16 protein-coding genes are annotated in these 17,267 nt (G+C 71.0%); 11 read left to right on the forward strand and 5 right to left on the reverse strand.

The genetic code is table 11. The annotated features are described in order from the left end of the window. Nucleotides 1–119: 119 nt before the first annotated feature. The gene (locus ACN263_RS08070) at nucleotides 120–1,301 is read left to right on the forward strand and encodes an acyl-CoA dehydrogenase (protein WP_422739181.1); all 1,182 of its coding nucleotides are present in this window, start codon (nucleotides 120–122) and stop codon (nucleotides 1,299–1,301) included. 234 nt (nucleotides 1,302–1,535) lie between these two features. Further along, nucleotides 1,536–1,958, forward strand: coding sequence for an SgcJ/EcaC family oxidoreductase (locus ACN263_RS08075; protein WP_422739182.1), 423 nt, complete (start codon nucleotides 1,536–1,538; stop codon nucleotides 1,956–1,958). 208 nt (nucleotides 1,959–2,166) lie between these two features. On the opposite strand, the gene ACN263_RS08080 is transcribed toward ACN263_RS08075, so the two are convergent. Beyond that, the gene (locus ACN263_RS08080; protein WP_422739183.1) at nucleotides 2,167–2,832 is read right to left on the reverse strand and encodes a MerR family transcriptional regulator; all 666 of its coding nucleotides are present in this window, start codon (nucleotides 2,830–2,832) and stop codon (nucleotides 2,167–2,169) included. Nucleotides 2,833–3,748: 916 nt separating this feature from the next. Here ACN263_RS08080 and ACN263_RS08085 point away from each other — a divergent pair. The 4 genes from ACN263_RS08085 (at nucleotide 3,749) to ACN263_RS08100 (ending at nucleotide 6,930) form a co-directional block, all read left to right on the forward strand. Continuing rightward, nucleotides 3,749–4,540, forward strand: coding sequence for a helix-turn-helix domain-containing protein (locus ACN263_RS08085; RefSeq protein ID WP_422739184.1), 792 nt, complete (start codon nucleotides 3,749–3,751; stop codon nucleotides 4,538–4,540). A gap of 104 nt (nucleotides 4,541–4,644) precedes the next feature. After that, nucleotides 4,645–5,760: a carboxymuconolactone decarboxylase family protein gene (locus ACN263_RS08090; RefSeq protein ID WP_422739185.1), complete on the forward strand. Its 1,116-nt coding sequence runs from the start codon at nucleotides 4,645–4,647 to the stop codon at nucleotides 5,758–5,760. A gap of 77 nt (nucleotides 5,761–5,837) precedes the next feature. Beyond that, nucleotides 5,838–6,395, forward strand: a complete 558-nt coding sequence (locus ACN263_RS08095) for a hypothetical protein (RefSeq protein WP_422739186.1) — start codon at nucleotides 5,838–5,840, stop codon at nucleotides 6,393–6,395. A gap of 4 nt (nucleotides 6,396–6,399) precedes the next feature. Beyond that, nucleotides 6,400–6,930 (forward strand): copper resistance CopC family protein, encoded by a 531-nt coding sequence (locus tag ACN263_RS08100; RefSeq protein WP_422739187.1) that lies wholly within the window; start codon nucleotides 6,400–6,402, stop codon nucleotides 6,928–6,930. 70 nt (nucleotides 6,931–7,000) lie between these two features. On the opposite strand, the gene ACN263_RS08105 is transcribed toward ACN263_RS08100, so the two are convergent. Further along, nucleotides 7,001–8,161, reverse strand: a complete 1,161-nt coding sequence (locus ACN263_RS08105) for an epoxide hydrolase family protein (RefSeq protein WP_422739188.1) — start codon at nucleotides 8,159–8,161, stop codon at nucleotides 7,001–7,003. Nucleotides 8,162–8,379: 218 nt separating this feature from the next. On the opposite strand from ACN263_RS08105, the gene ACN263_RS08110 reads away from it, so the two are divergent. The 5 genes from ACN263_RS08110 to ACN263_RS08130 all read left to right on the forward strand — a co-directional run bounded on the left by ACN263_RS08110 (nucleotide 8,380) and on the right by ACN263_RS08130 (nucleotide 13,772). Then, nucleotides 8,380–9,705 (forward strand): FAD-dependent oxidoreductase, encoded by a 1,326-nt coding sequence (locus ACN263_RS08110; protein ID WP_422739189.1) that lies wholly within the window; start codon nucleotides 8,380–8,382, stop codon nucleotides 9,703–9,705. A 142-nt stretch (nucleotides 9,706–9,847) separates the two neighbouring features. Next, the gene (locus ACN263_RS08115) at nucleotides 9,848–11,293 is read left to right on the forward strand and encodes an MFS transporter (RefSeq protein WP_422739190.1); all 1,446 of its coding nucleotides are present in this window, start codon (nucleotides 9,848–9,850) and stop codon (nucleotides 11,291–11,293) included. 40 nt (nucleotides 11,294–11,333) lie between these two features. Next, nucleotides 11,334–12,143, forward strand: coding sequence for a TIGR03084 family metal-binding protein (locus tag ACN263_RS08120; protein WP_422739191.1), 810 nt, complete (start codon nucleotides 11,334–11,336; stop codon nucleotides 12,141–12,143). Between the two features lie 186 nt (nucleotides 12,144–12,329). Continuing rightward, a complete protein-coding gene (locus ACN263_RS08125) occupies nucleotides 12,330–13,310 on the forward strand; it encodes a DUF1702 family protein (protein ID WP_422739192.1) in 981 nt (326 codons plus the stop codon). A 12-nt stretch (nucleotides 13,311–13,322) separates the two neighbouring features. Further along, nucleotides 13,323–13,772: an SCP2 sterol-binding domain-containing protein gene (locus ACN263_RS08130; protein ID WP_422739193.1), complete on the forward strand. Its 450-nt coding sequence runs from the start codon at nucleotides 13,323–13,325 to the stop codon at nucleotides 13,770–13,772. Nucleotides 13,773–13,828: 56 nt separating this feature from the next. Here ACN263_RS08130 and ACN263_RS08135 read toward each other — a convergent pair whose 3' ends face one another. The 3 genes from ACN263_RS08135 to ACN263_RS08145 are packed head-to-tail and all read right to left on the reverse strand — an operon-like array spanning nucleotide 13,829 to nucleotide 16,979. Beyond that, a complete protein-coding gene (locus ACN263_RS08135) occupies nucleotides 13,829–14,818 on the reverse strand; it encodes a carboxymuconolactone decarboxylase family protein (RefSeq protein WP_422739194.1) in 990 nt (329 codons plus the stop codon). Next, complete coding sequence (locus tag ACN263_RS08140) at nucleotides 14,815–16,452, reverse strand: GMC family oxidoreductase N-terminal domain-containing protein (RefSeq protein WP_422739195.1); 1,638 nt, start codon at nucleotides 16,450–16,452, stop codon at nucleotides 14,815–14,817. The genes ACN263_RS08135 and ACN263_RS08140 overlap by 4 nt, the downstream gene beginning before the upstream one ends. Beyond that, entirely contained in the window at nucleotides 16,449–16,979 is a 531-nt protein-coding gene (locus tag ACN263_RS08145) for a DUF5987 family protein (protein WP_422740633.1), read from the reverse strand. The genes ACN263_RS08140 and ACN263_RS08145 overlap by 4 nt, the downstream gene beginning before the upstream one ends. Between the last annotated feature and the right edge of the window lie 288 nt (nucleotides 16,980–17,267).

A 17,267-nucleotide genomic window follows, 5' to 3' on the forward strand; every position in this document is an offset into this window, starting at 1 on the left:
AGGGGTTAACGTGACGTACCGAATTCCGGTAACCACCCTTTCGCGCTTCATGCAGCCGCCCGTTTGCGCCCTCCGCTTCCCCGCGGGGGCACGATGGGGCCGTACCCGAAGGAGACCCCGTGCAGACAACCGAGACGTCGCACCGAGCCGATCTGACGAAGAGGGCGGCCGAGATTGTTCCGGTGCTCCGGAAGAATTCGTTGTGGCAGGAGGAGAACCGGCGGCTCGCCGACGAGACCGTCGAGGCGATGACGGCCGCCGGCATTTTCCGGATGCGTACCGCGGCCCGCTTCGGCGGTTACGAGGCGGACGCGCACACCCTGTTGGACGTCGGCATCGAGTTGGGGCGCGGCGACGGCGCGGCGGCGTTCGACGTCGCCGCCTGGTGGATCACCACCTGGAACGTCGGCCTGTTCCCGGACGAGGTGCAGGACGAGATCTTCGCCGACCCGGACGCCAGGATCAGCGGGACGCTGGCGCTCAACGGCACCGGCGTTCCGAAGGACGGCGGCATCGTGGTCAACGGCCAGTGGGCCTTCAACAGCGGTGCCGCGCACAGCGGCTGGAAGCTGCTCTCCACCCTGTTCATCCCGTCCGAGGGCGAGCCCGAGCCGGTGATGGCCGTGGTGCCGATGAGCGCGCTGCGCATCGTCGACGACTGGCACGTGTCCGCGCTCTCCGGCACCGGCAGCGTCACGGCGGTCGCCGAGGACCTGTTCGTGCCCTCGGCCAACGTCATGCGGATCGCCGCGTTCACCGCCGGGGAGTACGCGTCGGTCCGCAACGCCGACCTGCCGATGTTCCAGTCGCCGCTGGTCGCGGCGGTCGCGGCGTCGACCTCCGGCAAGATGATCGGCATGGCGCGCGCCGCCGAGGAGCAGTTCTACGCCCGGATCGGTGAACGGCCGATCTCCAACACCAACTACGAGCGCCAGGCGGACGCGCCGATCACCCACCTGCAGGCGGCCGACGCCTCGCTGAAGATCGACGAGGCCGAGGGGCACGCCCGGCGGCTCGCCACCCTGGTGGACGAGCGCGGGTTGACGCGCGAGCCGTGGACGATCCGGGACCGCGCCTACGCCAGGGCGGTGGCCGGTCGGGTGCCGCAGTTGACCGCCGAGGCGGTCGACATCCTGGCCGGCGCCTGTGGGGCCTCGTCCATCTACACCCGGGAGCCGATCCAACGGATCCGGCGGGACGTGCGCGCGGTCACCCTGCACGCCCTGCACCTGCCGACGACCACCATGGAGCTGTACGGCCGGGTGCTGTGCGGCCTGGAGCCCAACACGTTCTTCATCTGACCGAGCCCGCACTCCTCGGATGCCCGCCGGCCGTGTCGGCGGGCATCCGTACGCGGGCACACCCCCGGGTGGCGGGGGCCGTTGCCCGCGGTCCCCGGCGGGCCTGTCCGGCGGCGTTTCTCGGTCCGTGCGCGGTAGCGCCCGGCGCACGCTGGAAGACGCCGAGACAGCCCGGCTGCGGCCACGATGGTGACCAGGCGCCACCGACCGACGACCGACGGAAGCGGGTAGCAGATGACCACGAAAACGGAAGCTCCAGTCCTGGGCGGCTCGGACCAGGCGGCGATCGGCGCCGTGTCGGCCCGCATGGTGAAGGCCTGGGCCGCGCACGACGCCGACGCCTTCGCCGAGCTGTTCGCCGAGGACGGCACCCTCATCCTGCCGGGCGTCTACGTCAAGGGACGCACGGCCATCCGGGACTACATGGCGGACGCCTACCGGGGCGTCTACGCGGGCACGACGGTCACCGGCGCGCCGATCGACGTCAAGCCTCTCGGGCCTGGCGCGGTAGCCCTGCTGACGGTGGGCGGCGTGATCGCGGCCGGTCGTACCGAACTGGCCGACGGGGACGCCATCCGCGCCTCCTGGATCCTCGTCAAGCGGGACGACGCCTGGCTGCTCTCGGTCTACCAGAACTGCCCGCGCGACCCGGCCTGAGCGGCGCCGTCCGGGCCGGCCCCGCGAGGGCGGCCACCATTCTCCGACACAGGCGCCGACAGGGGGCCGGCCAGCTGGCCGGCCCCCTTCCCGGTCTTTCGAGGGCCTGGGGAGCTGCCGTGTCGGGCGGCGGAACCGGCGACGGGCTGCGGGGGCCGTCGGTCCGGTCCGGGCTCGGCGGGTGGGGCGGACGTCGGCGACGTCGGTGTCACGAGTGGTCGCCGTCGTCGGCCGCTCCCGGATGGGCCGGGACAAGGCCGAAGCGGCGGGACAGGTGATGCTGCTGCCCGAGCTGGCGCATGGCCGCGAACGCCTGGTGCAGCAGGACGTTGCGCGCGAGTGCCTCGATGCGGGCTGTCTGGTCGGTCGCGATCCGGCTGACCTCGTGCCGGGCGAGCCGGTCGGCCGCGTCCCGGTAGACGTCGAGGAAATCTGGATCGCAGTCGCAGCCCAGGCGTCGCATCGCGGCGAGCGTGAGGGTGAGGTGGGAGCGGGCGGCAGCGTCCGCCGGGACCTGCCAGCCGGCCGACTCGATGATGCGGTCCGCGTCGGCGCGGGCGAGTTCGAGGCTCTCGTCCTCCTCGGCGGCGGTGTCCTTACCCGCCATCGCCACCTGGTTGAGCACCTCGAACAGCTCGATCGGCGGCAGGTGCTCGTCCTCGGCGGCGATCAGCAGTCGTCGTACCGACGTGAGGTCGAACTCACCGAGGGAGGTGAATATCTTGATCAGCCGAAGGCGTCGCAGGTGGTTCTTGTTGTAGAGCGCCTGGTTGCGTCCGGTCGGTTCCCCCGGTGGGAGGAGTTGTTCGCGCAGGTAGAACTTGATTGTCCCGACCGGCACGCCGGCCTGCCTGCTCAAGTCGGATATTCGCATCGTGGCTCCCCGTGATCAGCGTGTCAGGCCCGTGGATCGCGACCGCTCGGGCTAGCCGTGGTTGCGCCGCGGAGTCATCGCGGCGGTTGCGGCGTCGCTGCCGGCGGAGGTCGTCGTGGTTGTCCTGGGCTGGTGTGGACCGAGAAGCACGGGTGATCGGCTCCTTCCGAACCTGGTGCCGGATGCGCAAACGAGGGGCTGATGGATGCGCCGTCCGATAGGAGACTAGGAGACCCGGACATACTTCGGCAACCCTTAATTACCGCACAAACACTGATAGTAACCAAAGTTCGTGCACCAATCACCTTCGTCGGTGCTCTAGGGCTGGTTGGACGTGATCACCATCGCGCGTCGATCCCGTTGTGGCGACCTCCACCTAAATAGAACTGTCCATCGTGAAAAGCCCTGGCTGCGACGCCGATCTGAGGTCGCAACACGTCGGTCATCGTCAATCTGAGTGGCACTCCCGCGGCATCGCCGGACGGTCTGACGGCGGGTGGCGCAGGCGGACGACGCCCCTGCGGACGGTTGTGGGAGGCTTCTCGTCGGCAACCCGGTGTGACCGTCGGTCGGATACGCTCAGCAGCCAAAACAGAGATCAACAATAGCTCTGCGTCATGGTGGCCGGTTTGCTCGGGGCGATGGGGCCGCGCCGGCCGTGAGGTGGGCATACATCGGTAATACACGCTATCCATATCCAGTAGCGCCAATACCCGCCGCTTCTCCACGATTGCGTCCCGGGCTCGGCCAGGGTTGATTGCGGTCGAGGTGTCGGATAGTGTTGCCATAAGTCGGGTAGATCATCCGGCATAAATTGTTGCACTGTTTTGGCTTGGAATTCAACTGTCGGATAGGTAATCCTTATCTGATTGCCACGAGTTGAATGGTTCACCGAAACGGTTCCTGGGGGAGTGCGATGAAAGACGTTTCCGAACAGGCGGTGCTGCGCGCGGTCGCGGCGATGCACGACCGAATGGGCGAACAACTGACGGTCGACGACATGGCCCGTGCCGCGATGTTCAGCAAATTCCACTTCACCCGCCTCTTTCGGCGGGTGACCGGTGTGTCGCCGGCCCGCTTCCTCTCCGCGTTGCGGCTGCAGAAGGCGAAGGATCTCCTCGTCACCACGTCGATGAACGTGGCGGACATCAGCGTCCGGGTGGGGTACAACAGCGTCGGCACCTTCAGTTGGCGGTTCAGCCGCAGCGTCGGCATGTCGCCCACCGCGTTCCGCCGGCACGCCGGGTTCACCCAGGCCATCCACCCGCACCACGAGTGGCGCTCGGGGCGCTCGGCGACCGGCCAGGTCTCCTGCCAGATCCGTCTCGCGGACGACGACGAGGATCCGTTGATCTTCGTGGGTCTGTTCGGCGGTCGGATCCCGGAGGGACGCCCGGTGCGCTGCACCGTGCTGCAACGACCCGGCCGGGTGCACTTCGACTCGGTCCCCTCGGGCTCCTGGTATCTGCTGGCGCAGTCGGTGTCGGCCGGTGGCGCCGACGTGGCCGATCGCGCCGTGTCGGTGGCGACGTACGGCCCGCTCACCGTCCGCGCCGGCGTGAACGCCACCGCCGACGTGGTGCTGCGGCGCAGCAGCGCGCTGGACCCGCCGGTGCTGCTCGCTCTGCTCGACGCCCGCAAGTACGCCCTGAGCCGGATGCAACATGCCGGTACCGGGGTGTTGGACAGGGTGGGCATGGCCGCCTGAGCGGATCGCGGGCAGTGCGCTGGCCACACAGCATGCGGCTTGCGCCACCGGCGGGTTCCGGGGCCCGGCGAGAGCGTTCGGCGAATCCGACGCGGGAGGTTCAGATGGTGGCGAGAAAGGTCGCGTCCTCGGTCGCGCAGAAGCACGTCCGGTACCTCACCGTCGTGCCCGCCGCGACAGCGCGGGGACTGGTCGCGGCGGTGTACCGCCAGGTCGCCGAGGAATATCAGATCGTCGTGCCACCGGCGTTGCTGCACTCGCCGTCCGACGACGTCCTGGCCGCCTACTGGGCTCTGACCCGGGAGCCGCTGTTGCCCGGCGGAGCGGTCGAACGTGGGGTGAAGGAGGCGGTCGCGGCGGCGGTCTCCGTGGCCAACACCTGTCCCTACTGTGCCGACCTGCACGTCGCCGGACTCTTCGACCTCTCCGGCGAACACGACGCCGAGGCGATCGGCGCGGGCCGGCCCGACGATATCGCGGACGCCCGGCTGCGCTGCTTCGTCGAGTGGGCCCGCGACGCGCACCGTGTCGACGGGCCGCCGCTGCCACCCGGGTTGTCCGATGTGGAGCGCGCGGAGGTGGTCGGGGTCATGGTGGGCTTCCACTACCTGAGCCGCGTGGTGAACGTCTTCCTCCCCAACCCCCTGTTGCCGCAGGGCCTCGGGCCACGCTCGCGGCGACGGTTCAACCAGGGACTCGCCCGGATCCTGCGGCCCACCTTGCGCGGCCAGCACTCCGCCGGTCGGGCCACCCGTCTGCTCGAGACGGCGGTGCCGCCGTCGGACCTCGGCTGGGCCACCGGGAGTCCCCGGGTCGCGGACGCGGTGGCACGCGCGTACCGCGTGTTCGAGGCTGCCGGGGACCGATCGCTGGACCCGCTGGTCCGCAGCCTCGTGCTGACCCGACTCGACGGCTGGGACGGCGAGGACGCGGGCCTCGACACCCGCTGGTGCGAGGAGCTGGTGGCGCCGCTGGCCGCGCCGCAGCGGGCCGCGGCACGCCTCGCGCTGCTCACCGCGTTCGCGTCCTACCGGGTCGGACCCGAGGTCGTCGAGGAGTTCCGGCGACACCACCCGGCGGACACCACGCTTGTCGATGTCACCGCCTGGGCCGGGTACGCCGCGGCCCGACGAATCGGTGCCCGATACAGCGCACACGAGAAGAAGAACGACGAACGTCGACGGCGTGACAATTGCGGTGCCGCACCTCACCGGTCGTGAAGGGCGTGCGGAGTGCTGGCATCCCTGCTGCGTCTGCGGCGCGCGTGAAGCACATCCCACCGGAATAGGAGAGACGAATGGTGGTCGCACCGATTCGTACGCTCAACCATGCCCATCATCGAGCAGCTCTCACGGGCTTCCTGGTGATCACGCTCGCACACTGGGCCGAACACCTGGTGCAGGCCTACCAGATCTGGGTGCTCGGCTGGGCCCGCCCGCAGGCGCGGGGCGTGCTCGGGCAGTTCCTGCCCTGGCTGGTGACCTCGGAGTGGATGCACTACGGGTACGCGCTGGTCATGTTGGCCGGGCTCTTCCTGTTGCGTCCGGCCTTCGTCGGCCGGGCCCGGACCTGGTGGACCGTCGCCCTGGTCATCCAGTTCTGGCACCACATCGAACACTTCCTGCTGCTCCTGCAGGCACAGCTGCACACCACCTTCTTCGGCGCGGCGGTGCCGACCAGCATCCTGCAACTGGTCTACCCACGGGTCGAGTTGCACCTGTTCTACAACTCGGTCGTCTTCCTGCCGATGGTCATCGGGATGTACCTGCACCTGCGCCCGAACGAGCAGGAGCTCGAGCGGATGGACTGCAGTTGCCTGACGACGCAGACGCAGCCCACCGCCGTGGCGGCCTGAGCGCGTGTCCCGTCGGACCCGCCTGCTCGTCGCGGCCGTCCTGGTCCTGCTGCCCCTGGGCTGGCTCGTCACGGTGACCAGCCGCGCGCCGACGGTACGGCTCATGGACAGCTCACCCGCCGAGGCGCAGGCGCTGACGACAGCGCCGACCGAGGCGCGGTTGGACCTGTCGGCGGAGGCCGATCCCGCGCTGTCCCACCTCTCGGTGGTGGACAGCGCGGGTCGGCGCGTCGACGCCGGCGCCGTGACGGCCGGGCCGGGTGACGTCCTGCGCGTGCCGATGCGCATCGAGGCGGTCGGCACGTACACGGTCGTCTACCACGTCATCGGCCGCGCCGGCGGGGAGACCAGCGGCGTCATCCGCTTCGCGGTCGGTACCGGTGCGTCCGGCGCGGTACCCGCCGACGCGCCGCACGAGCACGGTGGCGTGGACGGTCTCAGCGCGATACTTCTCCTGGTCAACTTCGCCACGGTCGTCGTCCTGGTGGTCCTGCTCGTCCGTCGTCCGGCGCCCCGCCGGGCCCCGCCGCGGTGATCGCCGGGTGAGCCGCGCAACGGCGAAGGCCCCGGATGTCGGACGACATCCGGGGCCCAGGGCGTACGCGTCAGCGGCGCAGCGTCGCGAGGAACGAGCGCAGATCACCGACCAGCAGGTCCGGCTGCTCCATCGCGGCGAAGTGGCCGCCCCGGTCGAACTCGGTCCACTGCACGATGTTCGGGAAGCCACGCTCGGCGAAACGCCGTACCGGCTGTCCGGGATCGCGGGGGAAGATCGCCACGCCCAGCGGCACCGGCAGCGGGGGCGGGGGCGGCGGCGGGGTCTTGGCGATGGGCAGCAACTCGGCGTTGTCGTAGTAGAAGTGCGCCGACGACGCGCCCGCCCCGGTCAGCCAGTACAGCATCACGTTGGTCAGGATCCGGTCCCGGTCGATCGCCTCCTCGGGAACCTTCGTCGAGTCGCTCCACTCGTGCAGCTTCTCGACGATCCAGGCGAGCTGACCCACCGGCGAGTCGTTCAGGGCGTACGCCAGCGTCTGCGGTCGGGTGGCCTGGATCTTCATGTAGCCGGACTGGTCGTCGACGTAGTTCATCAGCAGCCCCAGCCGAGCGCCCTCCACCTCGGTCAGACCGGCCAGGTCGGCGGGGTCCGCCGACGGCGGCGTCGGCAGGAAGTTCACATGCGCACCGATGACGTGCTCGTGGTCGAGGCCCGCCAGCACGAGGCTGATCCACGCGCCGAAGTCACCGCCCTGGGCGACGTACCGCTCGTAGCCCAGCGTCGCCATCAGCTCGGCCCAGGCCGCGGCGACCCGCGGCATCGTCCAGCCCCCACCGGTGGGGGCCGGCGAGAAACCGAAGCCGGGAATGCTGGGAACGACCAGATGGCAGGCGGTCGCCGGGTCGCCGCCGTGCGCGCGCGGATCGGTGAGCGGCCCGATGATGTCGACGAACTCGGCGAACGAACCGGGCCAGCCGTGCGTGACGATCAGGGGAGTGGCGTCGGGTTCGGGAGAGCGGACGTGCAGGAAGTGCACGGTCGTGCCGGACACCTCCGCCGTGAATTGCGGGAACGAGTTGAGCCGAGTCTCGGCGGCACGCCAGTCGTAGCCGGTCCGCCAGTACTCGGCGAGCTCGCGCAGGTAGCCCGCCGGCACGCCCCGGCTCCAGTCCTCGGCCGGAGAATCGGCTGGCCAGCGCGTGTCTGCGAGGCGGCGGTGCAGGTCGTCGACCGCGTCCTGCGGAATGTCGATCCGGAACGGTTTCATGCGGCAATCCTCACTCTGCTGAGGGCATGGGAACGCAATTCTTCGCGACGTGCTCGATCGCGGTGGCGTCCGCGGACCATGCTAGCAATTAAAGGGTTGACCGAAAGGGTCGGACAGCACCATTTTCCACAGAGCATTCTGGAAGAAGAAATGACGCTCGTCATCGATACCATAGCTGACAGCAATTGATTCTTACCCACTCCAGGAGGCAGACGGAAATGGGCGTTCCGCAGATTGCGCACGCGGTGGTTCTCGGCGGCAGCGTCGCCGGATCACTGGCGGCCCGGGTCCTGTCGCCGGCCTGCGAGCGGGTCACCGTCGTGGACCGCGACGATCTCTTCGGGCCGGTGGAACCACGCCAGGCGGCACCGCAGGGCCATCACATCCACGCCCTGCTGGCCCGAGGCCAACAGATTCTGGACGAGCTGTTCCCGGGTTTCACCGACGAGTTGGTCTCCGGTGGCGTGCCGATCGGTGACTTCGGCACCAGCCTCAGCTGGTACTTCAACGGCCAGATGATCCGCAAGGCCGAGACCGGACTGGTCTGCGTGGCGAGTGGACGGCCGCTGCTCGAGTCGCGGGTACGCGCCCGGGTCCGGGCCCTGGGCAACGTCACCTATCGGGAGCGCACCGACATCGTGGGCCTGGTCGCCTCGCCGGACCGGCAACGGATAGCCGGCGTCCGGGTGCAGGAGCAGACACCGGGCGCGCCCGAGGAGACCCTCGACGCGGACCTGGTCGTCGACACCACCGGGCGCGGCTCGCGGACCCCGCGCTGGCTGGAGGAGCTGGGCTACCAGCGGGTGCCGGAGGAGCGGGTCAAGATGGACCTGACCTACACCACGATGGACTTCCACGGCCCGCTGTCGTTCGACCCGATCGGGGCGGACATCGCGCTGCTTCCGGTCGCCACCCCGGCGCAGCCGCGCGGCGCGATCTTCGCCCGCATGCCCGACCGGTACGCCATCTCGCTGACCGGCATCCTGGGCGACCGGCCCCCGACGGACCGCCAGGGCTTCCTGGCCTACGTGCAGTCCCTGCCCGTACCGGAGATCTACAAGGCGGTGCGCGACGCCGAGCCGATGGGCCGGGCCAACTCCTTCCGCTTCCCGGCGAGCATCCGGCGGCGCTACGAGCGACTGACGCGGACGCCGGGCGGACTGATCGTCCTGGGTGACGCCGCGTGTGTCTTCAATCCCGTCTACGGCCAGGGCATGACGGTGGCGGCGATGTCCGCCCGGCTGCTCGGCGAGCACGTACGCTCCGGCCCGCCGTCGCCGCGGGCATTCTTCCGTGACCTGTCCCGGCTCATCGACGCCCCGTGGGACATGTCGGCCGGCGCGGACCTCGGCTTCCCCGGTGTCGAAGGACGGCGGACGGCGAAGGTGCGGATGGGCAACCTCTACATCCCCCGCCTCCAGGCGGCGGCGGCGCACGACGGTGTGCTGACGACCGCCTTCCTGCGGTCCGCCGGCCTGGTCGACCCGCCGCAGGCGCTGATGCGCCCCTCGATCATCTCCCGCGTCCTGCGCTCGCGGCGCTGATCCGCGGTGTGCCCGTGACGCTGACCCCTCGCTGTGTGCTCGTGACGCGGACCCCGCGTCGCGCGCTCGCGGTCGCCGACCCCGCGCCGCGTGCTCGCGGCGCGGTGCTCCGATCCAGCCCCTCGACACGAAGGACAGCCACATGGATGCAGCTCAGCTCGCCGGCACCGACGCGCCGCCGGACTCGCGCCGTTGGTGGGCGCTCGTTCTGCTGTGTACCGCGAACTTCATGGTCATTCTCGACACGCAGATCGTCATCCTGGCGCTGCCGACGATCGGCGCCGACCTGCAACTGGCGCCCGGCACGGCGCAGTGGGTGCTCAGCGCCAACCTCGTCACCTTCGGTGGTCTGCTGCTGCTCGGTGGCCGCGCCGCCGACCTGCTCGGGCGTCGGCGGATGTTCTTCACCGGCACTGTGCTGTTCCTGTTGGTGTCGTTGGCGTCGGGCTTCGCCTGGAACGGTGAGGTGCTGATCGCGGCCCGCGCCCTGCACGGCGTCTCGGCGGCCCTGATGGCGCCCACCGCGCTGTCGATCCTCACCAGCATGTTCCCCGAGGGCCGCGAGCGGCACCTCGCGCTGGCCGGCTGGGCCGGCATCGCCGGTGTCGGCGCGACCGTCGGTCTGCTCATCGGCGGCTGGCTGACCAGCAGCTTCGGTTGGCCCGCCGTCTTCTTCGTCAACGTTCCGGTGGCGCTGCTGATGCTGGTCCTCATCCCGGTCCTGCTGCGCGAGAGCCGGGACCTGAACGCCCGGCGTACGTACGACGTCGCGGGCGCCGTCACCAGCACCGCGGCCCTGGTCCTGGTGATCTACGGACTCGTCACCGCACCGTCGGCGGGCTGGCTCAGCGTCCAGACCCTGGCGACCTTCGCCGGCGCGATCGTCCTGGCCGCCGCGTTCGTCGCCATCGAGGCCCGGTCCAGCGAGCCGTTGCTGCCGCTGCGCCTGCTGCGGTCGCCGACCCTCGTCGGCGGCAACCTCGTCATGGTCACCATGATCATGTGCGCCTTCGGGATGTCGCTGGCGATCGCCCAGTACACCCAGGGCCCGCTGGGCGACACTCCGCTGGAGTCCGGCATCCGGCAGTCGATCATGCCGCTGATGGCGTTGATCGGCTCGTACGCCGGGCAGTCCTTCATCACCCGCTACGGCTTCCGCCCGGTGGCGGCGGTCTGCCTCGTCCTGCTCGGCGGCGGCAGCCTGCTGCTGGCCCAGGCGGTGGCCGCCGGAGGGTCCTCCGTGGGGCTGTTCGTGGGGCTGTTCGTCTTCGGCACCGGGCTGGGGCTCGGCACGGTCGCGGCCTCGGCGGCGGCTCTCGCCGGTGTCGCCGAGTCCGACCTCGGCCTCGCGTCGGGGATGAACACCGCCGCCCAGCAGATCGGCGGCGGCCTGGGCATCGCCATCGTGTCGACGGTGCTGGTCTCCTTCGCCAGTGGCACCGGACCGGCGGTGCTGACCGCGGGCTTCCGTCCCGCCTTCGTCACCTGCGCGATCTTCACCGTCATCGGACTCGTCATCGCCATCGCCCTGCTGGGCGGCCGTCGGCGACTCGCGCCGACCGAACTCGCGACCGTACCCCGTCATTGAGCGCGCCACCCGCGCGTCGTCGACCCCGAGAGGCAGAACCATGAGCGAACACCACCAACCCAAGGTGATCTCCGATCTGGCGGCCGACGGCGCCGATCTCGACCGGCTGGTCAGCGGCCTCGACGCCGCCGACTGGGCGCTGCCGACCCCGGCGCCCGGCTGGACGGTGGCACACCAGGTCGCTCACCTCGCGGCCACCTTCCGGATGGCCGGCCTGGCGGCGGCGGACCCCGACAAGTTCGTCGCCATGACCGGGCGACTGGGCGCCGACTTCAACGCCAACGTGACGGCGGCGCTGTCGGGCTACCTCGCCGAGGAGCCCGCCGAACTGCTGCGGCGCTGGCGTGAGGAGCGGGCCTGGGCCGAGAAGTCGCTCGGTGACCTGCCGATGAACCAGCTCGTCCCGTGGCTGGTGCGCCCGCTGCCGGCGGCGGTGCTGGCCATGGCCGGGATGATGGAACTCTTCGCCCACGGCCAGGACATCGCCGACGCGCTCGGGGTGCGGCGTACCTTCACCGACCGGATTGGGCAGGTCGTCGGGTTCGCCGTGCGGACCTGGGACTTCGGCTACCAGGCACGCGGTCTCGAAACCCCGGACGTCGAGTTCCGGTTCGAGATCACCGCGCCGTCGGGTGCGCTGTGGCGGTTCGGTCCGGTGGACTCGCCGCAGCGGGTGACCGGGCCGGCGGAGGACTTCTGCCTCCTGGTCACCCGCCGTCGGCACCCCGACGACCTCGCGGTCCGGGCCGAGGGAGACCTCGCCACCCAGTGGCTCCAGATCGCCCAGGCGTACCGGGGCCCGGCCGGTCCGGGCCGGACGCCGGGTCAGTTCGCCGACGCGAGTCGGTGAGGCGTCGCGTCGTCGCCGGGTTCGTGCGCCCGGCGACGACGCGCGCCCGTCGAAACGCCCATGTTCAGACCCGCCGTGGACCGGAACTGACCGGGCACGTAGAGAGACGCGCAGCTCACCCGGCCCGGCGAGGATGAGAATCGCCCCGGTGACCGACACCGCGGCACCGAACGAAGGATGGCCGGTATGTCGAGAGTTTTCGGATCGATGCGCCGTATGGTCCTCGCCCCCACGCTGGAGCAGGTCTCCTTCGCCGCGCTCGGATTCCCCGTCGAGGCGTCCGCCACCACGGTCCACCTGGAGGCGATCCCGCAGGCGGTGGTCTGCGGCTTCGAGTGGGCCATCGCGGGTCCGCGCGTCGCCGAGCTGGAACGCCGGCTCGCCCTGGTGGACCCGGAACGGCGGGGCTTCGCGTACGAGGGCGCGACGATGGCCTACACCGTGCTCGACGCGACGGCGGGCGGCTCCCGTACCCGGGAACTGCTCGACGGGCCGGGCCGCCCGCACTACTTCCTGGCCTGCATCGGCATCGGCTTCGCGATGGCCCGGCTGCCCCGGGTGCTGTGGCGCAAGGTGCTGCCCGACCTCGCCGACAACCCGTACCACCCGACGATGAGCTGGCTGGCCGTCGACGGCTACGGCTTCGACAAGGCCTACTTCGACCAGGCCACCTGGATCACCGGCCAACGGCGGCCCCGGCCGTACCCCTGGCAGGGGCGGGCCGACTACTTCCCGCAGGCGTTCGACCAGGGGATCGGCCGGGCGCTGTGGTTCCGGCACGCGGCCGACCCGGCGGCGGTGGCGGCGACCGTCGACAGCTTCACCACCGCGCGCCGCGCCGACCTGTGGAGCGGGGTGGGCCTGGCCGCGACGTTCGCCGGTGGCTGCGACAGCGCGGGCTTCGAGACGCTGCGATCGCTGGCCGGGGCGTACGGGCCGCACCTCGCCCAGGGGTCGGTCTTCGCCGCCAAGGCCCGGACCTGGGCCGGCTACTGCCCGGAGCACACCGACGTCGCCGCCCGGGCGCTGACCGGACTGTCGGCGCAGGCCGCCGCCGAGCTGGCCGACGCCGCGGCCGCCGACGCGGACGCCGGCGGGCTCGCCTACGAACAGTGGCGGCGGGTGATCCGCGAGCGGATCGCCCAGCCAGCCACCGTCAGCGACTGAAGGAGTCCTGCGATGTCCATGAGCGATACCGATCCGGTGGCGCTGGCGCCTCGTGATCTCGCCATCCTCGTCAAGCGCACCCCGCTGCCCGAGGTTCGTGCGCTGATGAGCGGGGAACGGCGGGACGCCCTGCTGCGGGAGGTCTTCCGCCGGATGCCGGACGTGTTCCGGGCGGACCGGGCCGAAGGGCTCGACGCCGTCATCCACTGGGTGATCGGTGACCGGCCCGACGGGGGCGCCGACCGCTACCAACTCGAGATCGCCGACGGTGTTTGCCAGGTGTCGCCGGTCGCCGACCGCGAGCCGAGGCTCACGCTGACCATCGGTGGCGCCGACTTCCTGCTGGTGGTGACCGGAAACGCGCATCCGGTCGTGCTGACCATGAAGGGCCGGCTGCGGACCCGGGGCGACCTCGCGTTGATCGCGAAGTTCCCCTCCCTGTTCGACGTGCCGAAGGTCTGAGGAACACCGATGCGGGCCCGGCCTGAGGTGGCCGGGCCCGCATCGTGGCGCGTCGGTCAACCGGCCGCTTCGTACGCCCTGGCCAGCACGTCGCCGTGGCGTCGCGCCGCCGTCAGGGCGGCCCAGGCCGCCAGGCCGAGCACCTCAGCGTCGCCGTGCCCCCCGGCCTGCACGGCGGCCACCGCCGAGTCCGGCACCCGGTACGAGGCGAAGGCGACGAGCATCGCCAACCGCCCGCTCGGCCGGTCCGTCGGGGACAGGCCCGCCAGCCGTGCGTCGAGCCAACGCGCGGCCTGCGTGAGGTCGTCGGGGGCGGCGGTGCCGTCATGAAGGCACTCCCGGACGAGCTGCCGGACGGCAGCTGGCACCGACCGCTGGCCGGCGTCCTCGACCACCGCCGCCGCCCCCGTCATGGCGGCGGCGACGTGCGGCAGGTTCGCCGCCCACCGCAGGTCGTCCGGCAGGCGTCGCGCCGCGGCGACCGTGTCCGGCAGCAGCGGTAGGGACTGCCCGGGCGCCGCCTCCCGAGCGGCCAGTCGCCCCATCAACCGGGCCGCCGCGCCGCGGGCACCCCCGAGCAGCGCGGCCGGTACGACAGCCAGCGGCGAGTCCCGCAGGAAGACGTTCACCATCCGGTTGAGGTAGTGGAAGTCGACGGCCACCCCGATCAGCTCCGGCGACAGGACCGCTGGCAGCGCCGTCGGCGCGTTCCCGCCCCCGAGCCCGCGCACGGCGGCCTGGTGCACGTCCACGCAGTAGGGGCAGCTGTTGGCGGCCGACACCGCGGCCGCCACCGACTCGCGTTCCCGGCGGCTCGTCGTGCCGGGTACGAGCAGTGTCTCGCGCAGGATGCACCAGGCGGCGGCGAGCAGGCCGGGCGCGGCGGCGTGCAGCGCGATGGGTGGCGCGAGCAGGCCGAAGTCCCGTTCGACCTGCTCGTACACCCGGCGGACCGGCGGCGGCGCGGTCGCCGGGGGAACCGGCGCGACGTGCCGTAGGTGGGTGAAGGCCGCCCGCCTGCTGAGCCTGGCGACGGTCGAGGTCATGACCGCAGGCGGGCGACCGCGCGTCGTCCCGCGGTCTCGCCGTCCGGCGACGGCGCGCCGTAGGTCACCGCGACGCCCCGGGCCTGGGCGGCCCGGACGATGCCCGGCATGGCGCGTTCGGCCAGGGCCGCGATCGTCGAGGCCGGGTTGACCGTCAACGCGCCGGGCACCGCCGATCCGTCGGTCACGAAGATGCCCGGGTGGCCGCGGAGCTCGTGGCCGTCGTCCAGCGCCGACGTCGCCGGGTCGTCACCGATCCGGCACGACGCCAGCGGATGCACGGTGTACGCGCCCACCAGGTCGTTCGTCCACGGCATGACCCGGGCCAGCCCGTCGCGTTCGAGGATGTCCTTGACGTCGGCGTCGGCCAGCGACCAGCCGCGCCGGGTGTTCGCCGTCGGCCGGTACCGCAGCGGGCCGTGCCCGAGCATCTGCTGGGAGAAGCGGTGGGCGTTGCCCGTCTCCGGCGGCGGGCCGAAGACGCCCTCGTTGTCGTCCTCCGACATGGTGAAGATGGTCAGCCACGACTGCCAGCGACGCAGCATCTCCTTCTTACCCAGGCCGAACCAGCTGGGGCTGGCGTCGGGCACCTGCGCCAGGATGGTGCCCAGCGCGGGCGGGAAGTAGAGCTGTTCGAGGGAGTAGCGCTCGAACTCCGGCAGCGTGCCGTCGAGCCGGTCCCAGCTCGCGACCGTCGGGCCCCGCCCGATCTGGTACGCCTCATAGGCCCGACCGTCCGGACGCGACAGTTTCAGCACCTCCCGGACCCGCTCCTCGTCGAAGACGGCGGTGTTGAGCCGCTCGCCGTTGCCGGAGAAGTACCGGCCCACCGCGTGCGGCATCGGGCCCAGGTGGGGCGCCGACCGTTGCAGGATCACCGGTGTGGCCCCCGCGCCGGCGGCCAGGACGACGATCTTCGCGTCGATCGTCCCCTCGCCGTGCAGGACCCGGTAGTCCTCGTCGTCGACGATGCGGTAGTGCACCCGGTAGCCGCCGTCGGCGGTGCGGGTCAGGTGCTGCACCTCGTGCAGTGGCCGGATCTCGGCGCCGTGCGCCAGCGCCGCCGGCAGGTAGTTCAGCAACAGCGAGCGCTTGGCGTCGAACCGGCAGCCGGCCATCATCCAGTTGCAGTTCGTGCACATGTCCACGTCGACGGCCGACGGCGCCGCGTTGGCGGTACGGCCGGCGTGGTGGCAGGCGGCGGCGAACAGGCCGCCGCCGTACGGGACCCGGTCCCAGGTCTGCGGGGTGATCGGCAGCGCCTCGGCCACCCGGTCGTACCAGGGGTCGAGGGTGTCGCGGTCGATCGCGGCGGGCCACATGCGCCGGCCGATGCTGCCGTGGCGCTCGAAGACGAACCGTGGCGCCCGCGGCATCGTGGCGAAGTAGACCACGCTGCCGCCGCCCACGCAGTTGCCGCCCAGGACGCTCATGCCGTCGCCGATCACGAAGTCGAAGACCCGGGTGTACGACGCGCCCAGCTTGAAGTCGTGCTCGAAGTCGTCGGCCTTGAGCCACGGGCCGCGCTCGAAGACCTTCACCCGGGCGCCACCGGCGGCGAGGTGGTACGCGGCGATCGCGCCACCGAAGCCGCTGCCGATGACCAGAACGTCGGTGGACTCGGTGGCGGTCATGCCGGACTCCCGGTGGCAGTGGTGGACGGGTGCGGGTTGGCGAGCTGCCGGCCGTACGAGAAGGCGGGAAACCGCCAGAGGCCGTCCGCGTCGGGTGTCTCGTAGCCCATCGCCAGCAGGCCCGGATGCCCGGCGGCCAGCGCCTCCACGGTGTGCATGTGTGGCGCGCTGTCGAAGGCCATGTTGCAGAAGAGCGCGAGGCCCACCCACATCTGCTTGTCCGGATGGTCGGGGCTGGTCAGCTTCTCGACGAGCGCCGTCCGGGCGTCGAACGGCAGGCCCACGAAGGGCGGCAGGTCCGGGTCCAGGTCGAGTCCGGTGGCGGCGGCGTGCTCCCGGGCGTACTCGTCCAGCTCGACGCAGATCGTGTCGAGCGCGGGCGCGATCCCGCCGGCGGGGTGTTCGAGCAGTTCGATGGCCCCGGCCGCCACGGCGCCGCCGCCGGTGTCGACGCCCGCGATCGCGGCGTCGTCGGGACCGCGCTTTTCTCCCGGAATGATGGTGTCGGCAAATGCTTCCAGAACCATCGTGCGTATCCGGTGCTCGGCCGCTTCGTCGAATTCCACGGCACGCTCCTTCGAGGAAGTCCGGATGTCAATTCCGGAGAGGTCGTTCGGATGCCAGTCATCGTGGTATCGGTGGCCCCTGCGCGTCCATCTCTTGCGTTGCGCTAACCGGTCGGTAATGGCTATTTCTGCTGTCCACTATCCACTCGCCATCCTTGTAAAGCCTGCTAGCTGCGGATATGCGCCGCCGTCGGCAACCGCCGCAATGCAGGAGAAGTTCCGTCGCGGATAGTCGCGTAACAATGAGGT

Origin of the sequence: Micromonospora sp. WMMD729 (genome assembly GCF_049315225.1) — a bacterium.
Classification (GTDB): Bacteria; Actinomycetota; Actinomycetes; order Mycobacteriales; family Micromonosporaceae; genus Micromonospora.

What these genes read in the sequence shown, in the direction of transcription:
- ACN263_RS08145 (WP_422740633.1), bottom strand. Translation starts at nt 16,979, where the DNA reads ATGGTTCTGGAAGCATTTGCCGACACCATCATTCCGGGAGAAAAGCGC.
- ACN263_RS08120 (WP_422739191.1), top strand. Translation starts at nt 11,334, where the DNA reads ATGAGCGAACACCACCAACCCAAGGTGATCTCCGATCTGGCGGCCGAC.
- ACN263_RS08095 (WP_422739186.1), top strand. Translation starts at nt 5,838, where the DNA reads ATGGTGGTCGCACCGATTCGTACGCTCAACCATGCCCATCATCGAGCA.
- ACN263_RS08075 (WP_422739182.1), top strand. Translation starts at nt 1,536, where the DNA reads ATGACCACGAAAACGGAAGCTCCAGTCCTGGGCGGCTCGGACCAGGCG.
- ACN263_RS08130 (WP_422739193.1), top strand. Translation starts at nt 13,323, where the DNA reads ATGTCCATGAGCGATACCGATCCGGTGGCGCTGGCGCCTCGTGATCTC.
- ACN263_RS08080 (WP_422739183.1), bottom strand. Translation starts at nt 2,832, where the DNA reads ATGCGAATATCCGACTTGAGCAGGCAGGCCGGCGTGCCGGTCGGGACA.
- ACN263_RS08115 (WP_422739190.1), top strand. Translation starts at nt 9,848, where the DNA reads ATGGATGCAGCTCAGCTCGCCGGCACCGACGCGCCGCCGGACTCGCGC.
- ACN263_RS08125 (WP_422739192.1), top strand. Translation starts at nt 12,330, where the DNA reads ATGTCGAGAGTTTTCGGATCGATGCGCCGTATGGTCCTCGCCCCCACG.
- ACN263_RS08090 (WP_422739185.1), top strand. Translation starts at nt 4,645, where the DNA reads ATGGTGGCGAGAAAGGTCGCGTCCTCGGTCGCGCAGAAGCACGTCCGG.
- ACN263_RS08135 (WP_422739194.1), bottom strand. Translation starts at nt 14,818, where the DNA reads ATGACCTCGACCGTCGCCAGGCTCAGCAGGCGGGCGGCCTTCACCCAC.
- ACN263_RS08105 (WP_422739188.1), bottom strand. Translation starts at nt 8,161, where the DNA reads ATGAAACCGTTCCGGATCGACATTCCGCAGGACGCGGTCGACGACCTG.
- ACN263_RS08085 (WP_422739184.1), top strand. Translation starts at nt 3,749, where the DNA reads ATGAAAGACGTTTCCGAACAGGCGGTGCTGCGCGCGGTCGCGGCGATG.
- ACN263_RS08110 (WP_422739189.1), top strand. Translation starts at nt 8,380, where the DNA reads ATGGGCGTTCCGCAGATTGCGCACGCGGTGGTTCTCGGCGGCAGCGTC.
- ACN263_RS08140 (WP_422739195.1), bottom strand. Translation starts at nt 16,452, where the DNA reads ATGACCGCCACCGAGTCCACCGACGTTCTGGTCATCGGCAGCGGCTTC.